At 60.6% G+C, this 14,085-nt stretch carries 14 protein-coding genes, 1 tRNA gene and 3 pseudogenes; 2 read left to right on the top strand and 16 right to left on the bottom strand.

Annotated features, from left to right (window positions below):
• Positions 1–5: 5 nt before the first annotated feature.
• The 10 genes from ATY79_RS13565 to ATY79_RS13520 all read right to left on the bottom strand — a co-directional run bounded on the left by ATY79_RS13565 (position 6) and on the right by ATY79_RS13520 (position 9,973).
• On the bottom strand, positions 6–1,088 hold the full coding sequence (locus ATY79_RS13565; protein ID WP_088690980.1) for a substrate-binding domain-containing protein: 1,083 nt from the start codon (positions 1,086–1,088) through the stop codon (positions 6–8).
• A 300-nt stretch (positions 1,089–1,388) separates the two neighbouring features.
• Positions 1,389–2,714: a thymidine phosphorylase gene (gene deoA, locus ATY79_RS13560; protein ID WP_088704129.1), complete on the bottom strand. Its 1,326-nt coding sequence runs from the start codon at positions 2,712–2,714 to the stop codon at positions 1,389–1,391.
• 1 nt (position 2,715) lies between these two features.
• On the bottom strand, positions 2,716–3,492 hold the full coding sequence (gene deoC / locus ATY79_RS13555; protein ID WP_088690982.1) for a deoxyribose-phosphate aldolase: 777 nt from the start codon (positions 3,490–3,492) through the stop codon (positions 2,716–2,718).
• A complete protein-coding gene (locus ATY79_RS13550) occupies positions 3,489–4,292 on the bottom strand; it encodes a purine-nucleoside phosphorylase (RefSeq protein WP_088704128.1) in 804 nt (267 codons plus the stop codon). Before ATY79_RS13550 ends, deoC begins: the two co-directional genes overlap by 4 nt.
• Positions 4,292–4,678 (bottom strand): cytidine deaminase, encoded by a 387-nt coding sequence (locus tag ATY79_RS13545; protein WP_088690984.1) that lies wholly within the window; start codon positions 4,676–4,678, stop codon positions 4,292–4,294. The genes ATY79_RS13550 and ATY79_RS13545 overlap by 1 nt, the downstream gene beginning before the upstream one ends.
• Positions 4,679–4,682: 4 nt before the next feature.
• Positions 4,683–5,654, bottom strand: coding sequence for an ABC transporter permease (locus ATY79_RS13540; RefSeq protein ID WP_088690985.1), 972 nt, complete (start codon positions 5,652–5,654; stop codon positions 4,683–4,685).
• A gap of 12 nt (positions 5,655–5,666) precedes the next feature.
• Positions 5,667–6,770: an ABC transporter permease gene (locus ATY79_RS13535; protein ID WP_088704127.1), complete on the bottom strand. Its 1,104-nt coding sequence runs from the start codon at positions 6,768–6,770 to the stop codon at positions 5,667–5,669.
• A 7-nt stretch (positions 6,771–6,777) separates the two neighbouring features.
• Complete coding sequence (locus tag ATY79_RS13530; RefSeq protein WP_189637071.1) at positions 6,778–8,289, bottom strand: ABC transporter ATP-binding protein; 1,512 nt, start codon at positions 8,287–8,289, stop codon at positions 6,778–6,780.
• A 68-nt stretch (positions 8,290–8,357) separates the two neighbouring features.
• On the bottom strand, positions 8,358–9,350 hold the full coding sequence (locus tag ATY79_RS13525; protein ID WP_088690988.1) for a BMP family ABC transporter substrate-binding protein: 993 nt from the start codon (positions 9,348–9,350) through the stop codon (positions 8,358–8,360).
• A gap of 305 nt (positions 9,351–9,655) precedes the next feature.
• Positions 9,656–9,973, bottom strand: a complete 318-nt coding sequence (locus ATY79_RS13520; protein WP_088690989.1) for a hypothetical protein — start codon at positions 9,971–9,973, stop codon at positions 9,656–9,658.
• A 229-nt stretch (positions 9,974–10,202) separates the two neighbouring features.
• Here ATY79_RS13520 and ATY79_RS13515 point away from each other — a divergent pair.
• Positions 10,203–10,292: transfer RNA gene (locus tag ATY79_RS13515), tRNA-Ser, on the top strand.
• 9 nt (positions 10,293–10,301) lie between these two features.
• On the opposite strand, the pseudogene ATY79_RS13510 reads toward ATY79_RS13515, so the two are convergent.
• From ATY79_RS13510 to ATY79_RS31535, 4 genes and pseudogenes are all read right to left on the bottom strand, one after another.
• Positions 10,302–10,973, bottom strand: a pseudogene (locus ATY79_RS13510) (recombinase family protein); the annotation flags it as partial.
• Complete coding sequence (locus tag ATY79_RS13505; RefSeq protein ID WP_088690990.1) at positions 10,970–11,485, bottom strand: GNAT family N-acetyltransferase; 516 nt, start codon at positions 11,483–11,485, stop codon at positions 10,970–10,972. The gene ATY79_RS13505 and the pseudogene ATY79_RS13510, both read right to left, overlap by 4 nt.
• A complete protein-coding gene (locus ATY79_RS13500; protein WP_189637072.1) occupies positions 11,482–11,772 on the bottom strand; it encodes a DUF1778 domain-containing protein in 291 nt (96 codons plus the stop codon). Before ATY79_RS13500 ends, ATY79_RS13505 begins: the two co-directional genes overlap by 4 nt.
• A 212-nt stretch (positions 11,773–11,984) precedes the next feature.
• Positions 11,985–12,149: pseudogene (locus ATY79_RS31535) on the bottom strand (IS481 family transposase); the annotation flags it as partial.
• A gap of 485 nt (positions 12,150–12,634) precedes the next feature.
• Between ATY79_RS31535 and ATY79_RS13485 the strand changes: the two are divergent.
• Positions 12,635–13,024, top strand: a complete 390-nt coding sequence (locus ATY79_RS13485; protein WP_088690991.1) for a hypothetical protein — start codon at positions 12,635–12,637, stop codon at positions 13,022–13,024.
• Positions 13,025–13,082: 58 nt separating this feature from the next.
• On the opposite strand, the pseudogene ATY79_RS13480 reads toward ATY79_RS13485, so the two are convergent.
• Positions 13,083–13,363: pseudogene (locus ATY79_RS13480) on the bottom strand (recombinase family protein); the annotation flags it as partial.
• Between the two features lie 166 nt (positions 13,364–13,529).
• The gene (gene msrA, locus ATY79_RS13475) at positions 13,530–14,051 is read right to left on the bottom strand and encodes a peptide-methionine (S)-S-oxide reductase MsrA (protein WP_088690992.1); all 522 of its coding nucleotides are present in this window, start codon (positions 14,049–14,051) and stop codon (positions 13,530–13,532) included.
• Positions 14,052–14,085: the final 34 nt, after the last annotated feature.

Below are 14,085 nucleotides of genomic sequence, written 5' to 3'. Positions count from 1 at the left end.
AACCGTTAGTTCTCGAAGCGCTTGCCAACTTTTGCGACGTTCTCCTTCGTCACCAATTGGGCACGCGTGTCCAGGTTGGCGGCGGAAATGCCGCGATCGATCTGGAGATAAAGCTGCATGACAGGCCAGAAGCCCTGCAGGAAGGGCTGCTGTCCCAGCGATCCGGTCAGGTTTCCAGCGGCGATCCCCTCCTGCTGTGCCGGGCCGAGGTCGAAACCAAAGGCGCAGAACTTACCGGTCTTGCCCATCTGTGCGACTGCCTTAACGAGCGGTGGCGTGAAGACGTTGTTGGCCGTGAAGGCGCCGACTGCATCGCCGCGGGACTCAAAGAGCGAAACAAGCGCGTTGACGGGATCATTCGGATTCGTATCGATGCCGACATTCTCCGGCCCGGCATCGACCTTGAAGGCGTCGAGCTTGCCGGCATCCTTCAGCGTCTTGACGATGGCGTTAAAGGCGGCCGTCACGCGATTGTTGACCTCGATGTTGCCCATCGCGGTCGACGACGGCAGGAGGATCGAGCCGCTGGTCGCACCGCTGTCCAGCACGCACTTGGCAAGCGCCTCGCCGCCGATTGCCGCAGCTGACGCGTCCTGGCCGGTATGACTTATGCCACTGCGGTGCAGTATGGTCGCATCGAACGAGTTGGTTGTGGCGATCGGTATGCCGGCTTTCTCGGCAGCCTTGACGATGTCGTTGTAGGCGCCGACCTGCGGCGTCGTCATGATGATGCCGTCGATTGTCGGGTCCTGAACGATCTGGTTCAGGATCTCGATCTCGCGCGCCGGATCGTCGACCGGTGATTCCGAGCCGAGCAACAAAATCTTGGCACCGATCATGTTGCCGGCGACGGTTGCACCGACATAGACGGGGTCAAAAAAGCCATTGCCGGCCGTATGCGTCACGATCGCGAAGGTCAAATGACCATCAGCCGAATGGAAGTTTTTCGTCTCGGGCGCTTCCTTGGCAGCTGCGGCAAAATCGTAGCCGCCAACAGCTTTCTCAACGCCGCCCGACTGCGCAAATGCATGCGTAGCGCTCAGCGACAGTACCGCAGCCGACGCCGCGTACAGCAAAGTCCGCCTCATGATTAGTCCTCCCTTTGAGCAAAGGGAGGAAGCCGTTCGGGCGCAATTTATAGAGAGCAAAGGCCCGAAGGCTTCCTCCCATGCGCTAATATTCTGCGCAATTCCGATGCAAGTAAACGGCGAACTCATCGTAGAGGTGAATTTGTTCGCCTCGTAAGCACCTCAAGGTTGTTTTTGTTGGGAAATAGCCGCCGAAGTCGTGTTTGGCGCCTCCAAAGCGCCATAGGTGTAACTCCGGCACTGCCGTCTTGCTTTCCTGTTGAAGGAGGATGCTCTCGTTCACGCTTGCCAAGGAGGCTCTCAGCCTCGGGCAATAGCCACGATGCGCTCGCAAACGACAGCCGGGATTGCAGGCTCCTCTTCGCCGATCCTGTAGTTGGCAGAAAGGACAGCGATTGCCGCATCTGCCGCGTCCTCGCTGGCGGCATGCACCAACGCAATCGGATCACCTTTTTCGACGCGGGTGCCGAGCGGCAGGATGTCGGATACACCAACGCGGTGATCGATCCTGTCGTCGGGATGGCGTCGTCCGCCGCCGAGATCGACGACGGTCATGCCGATTTCCCGTACGTCGCAGCCGGAAAGCCAACCGGACTGAGGTGCCAGAACCGCTTTCGTTACTGGCGCTTTGACGAGGTATTTATCCGGCTCTTCTAAAAGATCCGAGGGGCCGCCGAGCAGGTGAACCATGCTGGCGAAATTTTCGGCCGCCTTGCCTGTGGAAATGGCATCCGCGGCCTTCGTTTCACCTTCCTGAAGCGACGAAACGACACCTGATTTCATCAGCATCTCGGCCGCGAAAGCCAGAACGGCTGCCTCGAGCCGCGTATTCTTTTTCCTGCCAGCCAGAAATTCCAGACAATTGCGGATCTCGACGGTGTTTCCCGCGGCATCGGCGAGTGGCTGGTTCATGTCCGTGATCAGCGCCGAGGTTTTCATGCCTGCGCTATTGGCGACATCGACGAGTGCCCGTGCCAGCATCTCTGCGTCTTTCGGCTCGGCCATGAATGCGCCCGTGCCGACCTTGACGTCGAGCACCAGGGTCTGCAACCCGGCCGCCAGCTTCTTCGAAAGAATGGAGGCGGTGATGAGAGGGATGGAATCGACTGTCGCCGTGACATCCCGAACCGCGTAGAGCTTGCCGTCCGCAGGCGCAAGGGCTCCGGTCTGGCCGATGATGGCGCAGCCCACATCCTTCACGACCTTGCGGAAGAGCATGGCGTCAGGGGTGATGGTATAGCCGGGAATAGCCTCGAGCTTGTCCAGTGTCCCGCCGGTATGGCCAAGACCACGACCTGATATCATCGGAACGGCCAGTCCGCAGGCTGCCGCGATCGGTGCCAGCATCAGCGAGACATTGTCGCCGACGCCACCTGTCGAGTGCTTGTCGGCGATCGGTCGGTCGGTGTCTGCCCAGCTCAGCATGTCGCCCGAGTGCGCCATCGCAAGCGTCAGAGCCACGACCTCGTCGCGCGACATGCCCTTGAACCAGACCGCCATGGCGAAGGCGCCGATCTGCCCCTCGGAGAGCTGACCGGACGCAAGCGCGGCAATGAACGATTGGATATCCTCTTTGGAAAGCGTTCCGCCGTTTCGTTTCTGGCGGATGATCTCCTGCGGGATCATCTCAATAGCTCGAAGCGACGGCGGCTGCGGATTGCGTGCCGCTGAGAACGGCAAGAATGTCGTCGAGCAACCCCGATGCGCCGAAACGGAAGGTGGATGGCATCGGCCAGTCGGGTGCCATGATCGTTTCTGCAAGGCTCAGATAAAGCGCTGCATCTGCCACCGAACCGATACCGCCTGCCGGCTTGAAGCCGACCTTTCGGCCACTCTGGCGGATGACCCGCAACATGATGTCGGCCGCTTCCAGGGTCGCATTGGTGGAGACCTTGCCCGTGGAGGTCTTAATGAAGTCGGCACCCGCCTCGATCGCGAGTTCGGAGGCGCGACGGATCAGCGCCGCGTCCTTGATTTCGCCGGTCTCGAGAATGACCTTCAGCACGATCGGATCCTTGCACTCGGCACGGACGGCGGCAACCATGTCGGTGACGGCCTTGCCGCTACCGGTCATGAACTTGCGATAGGGGATGACGAGGTCGATTTCATCGGCGCCATCGGCAATCGCCTCGCGGGTTTCGGCGGCAACGTCGGCCACCTCCATCTCGCCCGACGGGAAGTTGACCACCGTCGCAATCCGCACCGGATGGCCTGTGCCGAGTACGGCGCGAGCGCGAGCGACGAAGCGCGGCCAGATGCAGATCGCTGCCGTGTTGCCATAGGGGGTCTGGGCCCGGGCGCACAGCGCGTCGATCTGCGCCTCGGTGCAATCGTCCTTGAGGTTCGTGAGATCGAGGAGGGAGAGGGCGACGGCGGCCGTTTCCTTGCTGGAATGGTTGGTCATTGTTCGCGTTCTCCTGCAATCATTTCTTTCAGTATGGCGGCGAGGCGAGCTCCGCCGATCGGAGCCATATCCTTGGTCTCCTCATGGCTCAGTTCGCCGCCGGTCATGCCCGCTCCATAGTTGGTGATTACCGACGCTGCTGCAACCCTTAAGCCCAGCATTCGTGCGATAATGACCTCCGGTACCGTCGACATCCCGACCGCGTCTGCACCGAGGATGCGGGCCATGCGGATTTCGGCCGGTGTTTCGAAGCTCGGGCCGGAGAACCACATATAGACGCCTTGCGACAAGGGGATGCCAAGCGTCTCGGCGGCCTTGCGCATCCTGTCGGCAAGGTCCGTATCGTAGGCACTGGTCATTCCGACAAAGCGGCGGTCGCTCTCCTCGCCGATCAGCGGATTCATGCCGGAATAGTTTATGTGGTCGGTGATCTGCATCACCGAGCCGGGCGGCATGTCGTCCCGCAGCGAACCCGCGGAATTGGTCAGGATCAGGGTCCCGATACCGAGTTCCTTCAGGACTTCGATCGGCAGTCGCATCGCGCCTGCGTCACCTTTCTCGTAGAAATGAACTCGGCCGGACAACATCACCACAGGTACACCGCCAAGCGAACCGGCGACGACTTCTCCGGCATGGCCGGAGACAGCGCTGACCGGGAAGCCCGGCACGTCATGATAAGGGATGCGGTGCGCGTCCTTCAGCTCGCCGACCAGCGAACCGAGGCCCGAACCAAGCACGATGCCCACCCGAGGCGAAAGACCGCCGAGCTTGCCTGCAAGGACATCGAGAGCGACACTCATCAAAGTTCGGTCTCGAAGCTGAAGGGCAGTAGCTCTTCCATAGTCATCGTCTTCTTCACGCCGACCTCATCGCAAAGATAGATCTTCGTGTCCTTGGAAGCGAACTCCGAGATCTTCTGCCGGCAGCCGCCGCAGGGCGGGCAAAGCGGCAGTTTCTCGGCGATGACAGCCATTTCGACGATCTTCTTGGCGCCACCCATGATCATGGCACTGATGGCGGTCGGCTCCGCGCACCAACCCTGCGGGAAGGACAGGTTTTCGATGTTGGCGCCGGTATAAACCTTGCCGTCCTCGGCGCGGATCGCCGCGCCGACGGGGAACTTCGAGTAGGGAGCATGAGCGAAGGCCATGGCTCCGCGAGCGGCCTCGAAAAGATCGTGGGACATGTTCTCAACGCTCCTTCGTATAGGGGACACCACCCGCCTTCGGCGGGATCGCCACGCCGATGAAGCCGGCGAGCAGGACGCAGGTCAGGATATAGGGCAGTGCCTGGAAGATCTGCACCGGAACTTCGCCGATCAGAGGAACGTGCTTGCCTTGCATGAAGTTTGCCAGCGCATCGAGGAAGCCGAAGAGCAGGCAGGCGAACATGACGGGCACCGGCTTCCATTTCGCGAAGACCAGCGCCGCAAGTGCGATGTAGCCTTTACCGGCCGACATGTCCTTGATGAAGGCCGCCGACTGCGCGATCGCCAGATAGGTTCCGGAGAAGCCGCAGAGGATACCTGCGCACATGACAGCGCGATAGCGCAGCCAGCTTACCGAAATGCCCGCCGTATCGACCGCGCCCGGATTCTCGCCGACGGCGCGCAGTCGCAGGCCGAAGCGCGTGCGATAGAGAATCCACCAGGAAAGCGGGACCGCGAGGAAGGCGAGATAGGTCAGGATGTTGTTGCCCGAGATCACGTTGGCGTAAAGCGGACCGATGATCGGAACTTCGCGGATGGCATCGGCGCCAGGTAGCGCGATCGGCACAAAGCGAGCCTCGGGAAGCAGCTGCGGCGTGCGGCCGCCCTGGCCGAACCATGCGCCGCCGAGAACGATCGTGATACCGGCGACGAAGAAGTTGATCGCCACACCCGAGATGATCTGGTTGCCGCGGTTGGTGATCGAGGCGAAGCCGTGCACGAGGCTGAGCGCCACGGAGCAGACGATGCCGGCGCCGAGGCCGAGCCATGGCGAACCGGTCAGATAAGCGACGCAGGCCGCTGCAAATGCCGAGCCGAGCATCTTGCCCTCGAGGCCGATATCGAAGATGCCGGCCCGCTCGGAAAACAGCCCTGCCAGCGCCGTGAAGATCAGCGGGATCGACAGGCGGATCGTGGAGCTCAGGACGCTGATGAAGATGTCATAATAATCCATCGTCCGTTCCCCTCACGCGGCTTTGAACTGTTGGTAGACGCGAACCATCGCGGGGCGGAACATATATTCGAGCGCGCCGGCAAAGAGGATGACGAGCCCCTGGATCACCAGGATCATTTCGCGCGTGATGTTGGGCATCTCGAAGGAGATCCAGTCACCACCCTGGTAGAGGATGCCGAAGAGGATCGCGGAGAAGATGATCCCGACCGGGTGATTTCTCCCCATCAACGACACGGCAATGCCGACGAAGCCGGCGCCGCCGACGAACTCCACCTGCAGACGTGCAGAAGATCCCATGACCGGGTTCAGCGCCATCATGCCGGCCAGCGCGCCGGACAGCAGCATGGCGATCATGACGATACGGGCGTAGGGGATGCCGGCATAGGCCGCAGCGCTCTGGCTGACGCCGAGTGTGCGCATCTCGAAGCCGAGCTTGGTGCGCCAGATCAGCAGCCAGACGAAATAGGCGGCAGCAAGCGCGATGAGGAACGAGACGTTGAAGGGGGCTGCGCCAAGCTTGGCGCCGAACAGGTTCATCAGCCAGCCGAGCTTCGGCAACTGCCCGCCTTCGAGGAAGGTCCGGGTTTCCGGAGCCATTTTGCCGGGCACGATCAGCACATGCACCAGCAAATACACCATCAGCGCCGCGCCGATGTAGTTGAACATGATCGTGGTGATGACGATGTGGCTGCCGCGCTTTGCCTGCAGGAAGGCGGGGATGAAGGCCCAGGCGGCGCCGAAGAGGCCGGCACCCACCACGGCAACCGGCATTGTCACGTACCACGGGACATAGTGGTCGAGCGCCAGCGCCACCAGTGCGCAGCCGAGACCGCCAAGATAGGCCTGGCCTTCCGAACCGATGTTGAACAGGCCAGCATGAATGGCAACAGCAACGGAGAGGCCGGTGAAGATGAAGCTCGTCGCGTAGTAGAGCGTAAAGCCGATGCCTTCGCCGCTGCCGAGCGCGCCCTCGATCAGCAGTGACAGGGCCGCTAGCGGGCTCTCCCCGATCAGCCAGACGACGAAGCCGGAGATCAGGAAGGCGACGAGCAGGTTCAACAGCGGGATGAGCCCGTAGTTGATCCAATTTGGAAGTGGAACGGAAGCAGTGCTCATCAAGGCCTCACGCGGCAATGCCGGCCATCATCAGGCCGAGGGTCTGTTCACCGGCATCGGGCGTCTTCTCGCCGACGACGTGGCCGGCAAACATGACAAGGATACGGTCTGAAAGGGCGCGGATTTCATCGAGTTCGACAGAGACGAGCAGGATCGCCTTGCCAGCGTCGCGCATCTCGATGATCCGGCGGTGAATGAATTCGATGGCGCCAATATCGACGCCGCGGGTCGGCTGGCCGATGATCAGCGCCGTCGGATCGCGCTCGATTTCGCGCGCTACGACGATCTTCTGCTGGTTGCCGCCGGAGAAGTTAGCGGTCTTCAGCCGAGGATTCGGCGGACGGATGTCGTATTTTTCGATCTTCTCCATCGCGTCCTTGCGGATCGCGTCGAGGTCGAGCAGCGGACCCTTGCTGTAGCCGGGATTGCGATGGTAGCCGAGAACGGAATTCTCGTATTCCTCGAATTTCAGCACCAGCCCCATGTGATGCCGGTCTTCCGGAATGTGGGCAAGACCAAGCTCGCGCAGCCGCGCCGGATCGGCCTTGTCGATCGGATGACCGTCGAGGAAAATCTCGCCGGAATGCGGCTTGCGGATACCTGATATCGCCTCCAGTAGCTCGGACTGCCCATTGCCGGCGACGCCGGCAATGCCGACAATCTCGCCGGCGCGGACATCGAAGGACACGTTGTCGACCATGGTAACGCCGCGATTGTCCTTAACGGTCAGGTTACGGGCCGACAGGATCACCTTGCCCGGATTGGCTTCACCCTTCTGTACGCGCAAAAGCACGCGGCGGCCGACCATCAGTTCGGCAAGCTCCTCGACCGTCGTCTCGGATGTCTTGCGGGTTGCGACCATCTCGCCGCGGCGCATGACCGATACCGTGTCGGTGATCGCCATGATCTCGCGCAGCTTGTGGGTGATCAGAATGACGGTCTTGCCCTGGTCGCGAAGGACGCGAAGGATCTTGAAAAGATGGTCAGCTTCAGCAGGAGTGAGCACACCCGTCGGCTCGTCGAGGATCAGGATCTCGGCGCCGCGGTACATGGCCTTCAGGATTTCGACGCGTTGCTGCAGCCCGACCGGAAGCTCTTCGATCAACGCATCGGGATTGACTTCGAGGCCGTAGTCCTTCTCCAGGCGTCGCAATTCGGCGCGCGCGGAAGAAACGCCCCTGGCGAGCAGCGCGCCGCCCTCGGCGCCGAGCATGACGTTCTCTAGCACCGTGAAATTGTCGACCAGCATGAAGTGCTGGTGCACCATCCCGATCCCGGCCGCGATCGCAGCCTGGCTGTCCTTGATGGTGACGGGATTGCCGTTGACGCGGATTTCGCCGGCGTCGGCATGATAGAATCCGTAGATGATCGACATCAAGGTCGATTTGCCGGCACCGTTTTCCCCGATGATGCCGTGAATCGTGCCCTTGGCGACGGTAAGATTGATGTCCTTGTTGGCGTGAACGGCACCGAATTTCTTGTCGATGCCCACAAGTTCGATAGCGGGCGTGTCTGTCACAGCAGGCTCCAAATACGAAAAGGGCGTATGGCGAAAAAACTCCGCCATACGCCCGTCTCAGTCACGGATCACTTCGGGCAAGCGTTGTCCGTCGTGTAGTCGTGAACCTTGACGGTTCCCGCGATGATGCCTTCCTTGGCCTTGTCGAGCGCAGCCTGCATTTCAGGCGTGATCAGGGCCTTGTTGTTCTCGTCCACGGCGGCGGCGACGCCGTCTTCCTTGACGCCGAGCGCCAGGACGCCAGCCGTGAACTTGTCAGCCTTGACGTCGCTGAAGCCGTTGTAGACGGCGAGGTCGACGCGCTTGACCATCGAGGTGAGGACGGAGCCCGGGTGAAGGTGGTTCTGGTTGCTGTCGACGCCGATCGAGAGCTTCTTGTTGTCGGCAGCCGTCTGCAGGACGCCGAGGCCGGTGGCACCTGCTGCAGCGTAGATGACGTCAGCGCCCTGATCGATCTGGTTCTTGGTGAGCTCGCCACCACGGACCGGGTCATTCCAGGCAGCCCCCGTCGTGCCGGTCATGTTCTGGAACACCTCGATATCGGACTTGACGGAGCGTGCGCCCTGCTCATAGCCACATTCGAACTTGCGGATCAGCGGAATGTCCATGCCGCCGACGAAGCCGACCTTGCCGGTCTTCGAAGCGAGGCCTGCGAGAGTACCAACGAGGAAGGAACCTTCTTCTTCCTTGTAGACGACAGAACGGACGTTCGGCTTGTCGACAACGGCGTCAACGATGACAAATTTGGTGTCGGGGAATTCAGCTGCGACCTTCTCGATGGCCGAGGTCCACGCAAAGGAGACAGCGATAACTGGGTTGAAGCCGCGGCTCGCGAAGTTGCGGATCGCCTGCTCGCCCTGGGTGTCGCCGGTCGGCTCGAAGTCGCGATAAGCGATCCCGGTTTCTTTCTTGAATTTCTCAGCGCCATTGAAGGCTGCTTCGTTAAAAGACTTATCGAACTTCCCGCCGGTGCCGTAAACGAGCGCCGGCTTGACATCGGCGGCCAGCGCCGTCGTGGACATTGCAGCCACGCCCAGGAGAGTCAGAAGGGATTTTTTCATGAGTTGCAGCCCTATTGTTTCTATTTGTTTGGGTCCTCCCGCAAGCCTGTTTCAGGCGTGTCTGCGGAACCACCGACCTCCCCCCGGAGGCCTGGCTGGGCGCATCCTTGCATGGCTCAAAAAAAAATTCACGAGAAATTTTTCGGCTGGTAAAAATTTGCCGCAATTGCCAAAAATCAGCTCAGGCGGGCTGATTTTTGAACAAAATCATCGTTGGGTTGCGGTTTTTGTAGTCAGTCGGGCAGTCAAAATTGGTCTGATGCTGAGCCGAAGTCTTCGTTCAAATTCCGGGCCAAGGCCATTTGTTATGCCGCAAAGCGGCCGGCCACCGGCGACTTCTTGTAACCCGCCATCCACAACAGCAGCGACAGAACCAGAAACACGGCGAAGGCGGGCTGGAGCATCAGCCACTGGAAGGCAAGCGTGTAAAAGCGCGGATGGATATAGTAGGCGATGGTCGATTGCAGCGTTTCCAGCGAGGAAGGGCTGAGGTCCTGCCACGCGTCGCCCATCGGCGTGACGACAACGGAAGATGCGGCAACGGACTGGATGGAATCGATCGTTCCGGCAATGACGGCAACGGCCAGCGCAACAAGACTTGCCAAACGCAAAAGGAAACGCATCGATCTCTCCGGCTACCAAACGCGCCGAGCATTTTGCCCGACCAGCCGCGCCATTTGCACCTACAACAAATCATAGTAGCTGGCGGGTGGGACTGCAATGGAGGGCTTGGCCGCACTTTTACTGGAAGAAGTCAAAAAACTGTTAGATTTGGGTTGATCGGCAAAAATTCATCGGTATATATCGCGGCCGTTCCGACGATTTGCATCTTCGCAGATGCAGACCGCCAAAGGACAGGTGGCCGAGTGGTTGAAGGCGCACGCCTGGAACGCGTGTGTACGTGAAAGCGTACCGAGGGTTCGAATCCCTCTCTGTCCGCCATTACAATCAGACGATGTTCTTGACACCCATCTGGCCAGTGGTGCCGTCACCATGCACGGCCAGCCGGTTGATCAGCCGCACCGTGTCGCCGTGCAGCGGGTCTATCTCCAGCTTTTTCTTGGTTTTCGCTCCGCGCTGTTCTGCGGCGACGGTGCGATAGCCGATAGGCGGAAGCGAGCCGTTCCAGAAGCCTTGCCGGGCATTCTCTTTCAAGGCCCGGATGACGTGCTTGGCGTTTTCCTTGGACTGGTACTCATCGAACAGCGCCATGATCTGCCGCATCATGACGTGCATGGGGTCATCCCCCATTTCCTGCGTGATCGAAACCAGCTTCACGCCATTCTTCGCCAGCTTGCGGACATAGAACTCAAGCTCGAAGTGATCGCGGAAGAAGCGGCTGAACGAATGGACCACGACGACATCGAACGGCGCGGGCTTAGACGTGCCCGCCTCGATCATGCGCTGGAACTCGGGGCGGCGATCATTGGTCGCGGACGCGCCGGGTTCGATGAAGGTCTAGGCCAGTTGCAGGCCGCGCGCCTCGCAATAGGCTTCGCCCTGCCGCTTCTGGTCGGGAATGGAGACATCACGCTCGGCCTGCCGCGCCGTCGAGACGCGCAGGTAAAGGGCGGCGCGCAGCGCCACATGAGGTAGAGATTTGCCCTCGCTCGGAGATGTCATGGCGTTTCTCCCGACAATAATCGCTGCGCTGTCCCAACCGGCAGATAAAGCGTATTGGGTCGATCAATCAGCGCGGTGAACCCGAAGGCCGCGTAGAAGGCTGCGGCCTTCTCATCGATGGCATCGGCGAAGATGGCATGAGCGCCTATCGGTGCTTCGGCGACTGTCTTGATAGCGTCGAACAACAGGGCTTCGCCGAGTCCAAGCCCCGCATAGGACTGATCGCGGCCAAGCCAGCCGATCAGCACGGCCGGAACGGTAGGGTAGCGCGGCAATCGGCTCGCTAGCGGTTCCGGCACGGCCATGAGCGGCACGTTGCTCGATGAGAGCGTGTAGAAGCCCGCAACCCGGTCGGTCTCAAGGTCGCGGGCAACGAAGCAGGTTGCGTATCGACGTTTGATGTCCTGCGTGACGACCTCGCGGAAATAGCGGTCGATCCGTTCATTGCCACACGAGAACGCCTTACGCTGGTGAGCTTTGGCAAGCGGCTCTATAGCAAACCTTGCACTCACCGGGGCGCGATCAGATCAGCATGACGCTTTGCGGCGCGGGCGAGACGGGCGTTGGGCGCGGGCGGATCGATCAGGGCCTTGGCAAAACGCACCTGATCCTCGGCAGCCAGACGCAGCACGTCGGCTTCCTCGACAGTGCGGCGGGCATCCTCACCTGCCGTCGCGATAAGATAGCCGGTCAGGGTCATGCCGCGCAGCCGTGCGGCGCGCTGCATCTGCTCATAGACGTTGACGGGCACCCGCGCCTCAAGGCGGGCGGTTTCGACTTCACTCGTGGGTCTGGGCATGGCTGATCTCCTTGCCTTGATTATATACGGCATATTGCCGCATTTATCAAGGATCAGATGCGCCAAAGAGTTCATCGAACAGGTCCCGAACAATCGCTCGAACACCTCGATCTCGGCTTCCGTGACAGGAACTGGATCGGGCCAGTCATCGGTGACGGTCCATGTGCTGAGGTCGTGCTTGGGCGGTCTGTCGGGGAACGGCCACGAATAGCCAGGCCGTTGTCACTGCGGATTGCGTTCGGCAGGCCATGCTTGGCGAACAATCGGCCGAACGCCTCGAACACACCCACCTCCTTTGGCGATTCAAAGGCCTCGCAGGCAAGCAGGTGGCGTGACATCTGGTCGGTGACTGTCAGCGGGTAACAGCATCGGCCGTCAGGTCAGAACATCGGGGTGCGGCTGCCCTGCTGGCGTCGATGTGCGCTTACGGGATCGAATTGTTGGCGGACAACACATCTCGCATCAATGGGAATGCAGAATACAATCGGTTTCGAGGATGTGGAGCGCTTCGGTCAGCTTGACCCCGGTATGCCGCCGCCACCACTTTCCAGTATGCCGCATCCACTGGATGTCGAAGCGTCCGGTCCCGTCCGGTCGAGACGGGCGAAGGGCACATCTGAATATCAATCGCATAGTTCCACTCGGCCGGTCGGATCTCGGGCAGGAAGCGCGGCTTCAGGATGTCACGAATGAAGGTCTCGCGGGCCGTGACAATCGCTTGCTTCTCCAGGTCGTCGACCGCCGCCGGCTTTCCGGGCCGATGCCGCTTTCCGTGGGCCATGTCCTTGATCCATGCGCGCCGCTCTGGAACTCTATATACTGGATGGCGCAGATTCGTGAAGCGCGGAAAGGAGCAGCCGCTATGAAACTGGGCTGGCAGCCAAGGAAATGGCTCGAGAAAAAGGCCAAGCGAGGCGTCGGGGGTTATCCTGTTGGTACGATCGCCTTCTATGGTCCCGACAACCGCCGCGCCACCAAGGCGGCCGCCAGCATCATCCCGGCACCGCAATCCGATCCGTCCGAACTGCGCCGATGGTTCGTCGATTTCGGCGATGTGCGGACGAACGAAACGATCCTTGTCGAGATCGCAACGTTCCTGCGCGGTCACGAGGTGCGATCGGTGGCGATGACGGAGCAAATCCTGGGTTGCCCCCATGAGGAGGGGATCGACTATCCGAGCGGCGGGGCTTGCCCGAATTGTCCATACTGGGCAGGACGAAACCGTTGGACCGGCCAGCTTGAATCGGGCTGATGCGCCGCGGGTCGCGTTTCAATAATCTCGATCAGAGGGCTATGGCGAAAACGAATTGCCCGCTTTCATCGCTAGCGGTCCGCCATTTCGGAGGAAGCGAGCCGTTCCAGAAGCCTTGCCGTGCGTTCTCCTTCAAGGCGCGCATGATGTGCACGGGGTCATCGCCCATTTCCTGTGTGATCGAGACCAGCTTCACGCCGTGTTGGCGAGCTTGCGAGCGTAGAATTCCAGCTCGAAATGGTCACGGAAGAACCGGCTGAACGAATGGACCACGACGACATCGCAGGGCGTGGGCTTCGATGTTCCCGCTTCAATCATGCACTGGAACTCGGGGCGGCGGCCGGAGGAAAGGCCTTCGCAATACCATTCGGACCACCAAGACCATTACGGCGGACGCACCCGTGCAAGCTGCAGCCGCTGCAAAATGCCTTTGCCCGGAGGTAAGGCCTCTGTCAGTCAGATCCAATCCGGCGTTGAGAAAGGAGCGACGGAAGGATCGCCGGTCCTAGCCGCCAGCAGCTGCGCTCTGCTCGCGCTTCGGTAGCTTCCACCCCGGTCGGACAAAGTGACAGGTGTAGCCGTTCGGAATGCGCTCCAGATAGTCCTGGTGCTCCGGTTCGGCCTCCCAGAAATCGCTTACCGGAACCACTTGGGTAACGACCTTGCCGGGCCACAGGCCTGATGCGTTCACATCAGCGATGGTGTCTTCGGCGGTTAGCCGCTGTTCGTCGTTGGCGTAGAATATCGCCGATCTGTAGCTGGCGCCGAGATCATTGCCTTGCCGGTTGAGTGTCGTGGGATCGTGTATCTGGAAGAAGAACTCGAGAATGTCGCGGTAGCTGATCTTCGCGGGATCGAACATGATCTCGATCGCCTCGGCGTGGTTTCCGTGATTCCGGTAAGTAGCGTTCGCTACTTCACCACCGGTGTAGCCTACGCGAGTGGAGACGACGCCCGGATAGCGCCTGATGAGATCCTGCATGCCCCAAAAGCAACCGCCCGCCAGTACCGCACGCTCTACAGTCATTGGATCGTCCTTTCAGCGAAATGATGCGCGTGAA

This window comes from Rhizobium sp. R693 (assembly GCF_002211315.1).
Taxonomy (GTDB): Bacteria; Pseudomonadota; Alphaproteobacteria; order Rhizobiales; family Rhizobiaceae; genus Rhizobium.
Note: the sequence above shows the minus strand (reverse complement) of the source record. Positions and strands in the feature narration are given on the sequence as shown.

Bases quoted from the DNA above. Each gene is read 5' to 3' on its own strand.
- ATY79_RS13565 (WP_088690980.1), bottom strand. From the start codon at position 1,088: ATGAGGCGGACTTTGCTGTACGCGGCGTCGGCTGCGGTACTGTCGCTG.
- deoA (WP_088704129.1), bottom strand. From the start codon at position 2,714: ATGATCCCGCAGGAGATCATCCGCCAGAAACGAAACGGCGGAACGCTT.
- deoC (WP_088690982.1), bottom strand. From the start codon at position 3,492: ATGACCAACCATTCCAGCAAGGAAACGGCCGCCGTCGCCCTCTCCCTC.
- ATY79_RS13550 (WP_088704128.1), bottom strand. From the start codon at position 4,292: ATGAGTGTCGCTCTCGATGTCCTTGCAGGCAAGCTCGGCGGTCTTTCG.
- ATY79_RS13545 (WP_088690984.1), bottom strand. From the start codon at position 4,678: ATGTCCCACGATCTTTTCGAGGCCGCTCGCGGAGCCATGGCCTTCGCT.
- ATY79_RS13540 (WP_088690985.1), bottom strand. From the start codon at position 5,654: ATGGATTATTATGACATCTTCATCAGCGTCCTGAGCTCCACGATCCGC.
- ATY79_RS13535 (WP_088704127.1), bottom strand. From the start codon at position 6,770: ATGAGCACTGCTTCCGTTCCACTTCCAAATTGGATCAACTACGGGCTC.
- ATY79_RS13525 (WP_088690988.1), bottom strand. From the start codon at position 9,350: ATGAAAAAATCCCTTCTGACTCTCCTGGGCGTGGCTGCAATGTCCACG.
- ATY79_RS13520 (WP_088690989.1), bottom strand. From the start codon at position 9,973: ATGCGTTTCCTTTTGCGTTTGGCAAGTCTTGTTGCGCTGGCCGTTGCC.
- ATY79_RS13500 (WP_189637072.1), bottom strand. From the start codon at position 11,772: ATGCCCAGACCCACGAGTGAAGTCGAAACCGCCCGCCTTGAGGCGCGG.
- ATY79_RS13485 (WP_088690991.1), top strand. From the start codon at position 12,635: ATGAAACTGGGCTGGCAGCCAAGGAAATGGCTCGAGAAAAAGGCCAAG.
- msrA (WP_088690992.1), bottom strand. From the start codon at position 14,051: ATGACTGTAGAGCGTGCGGTACTGGCGGGCGGTTGCTTTTGGGGCATG.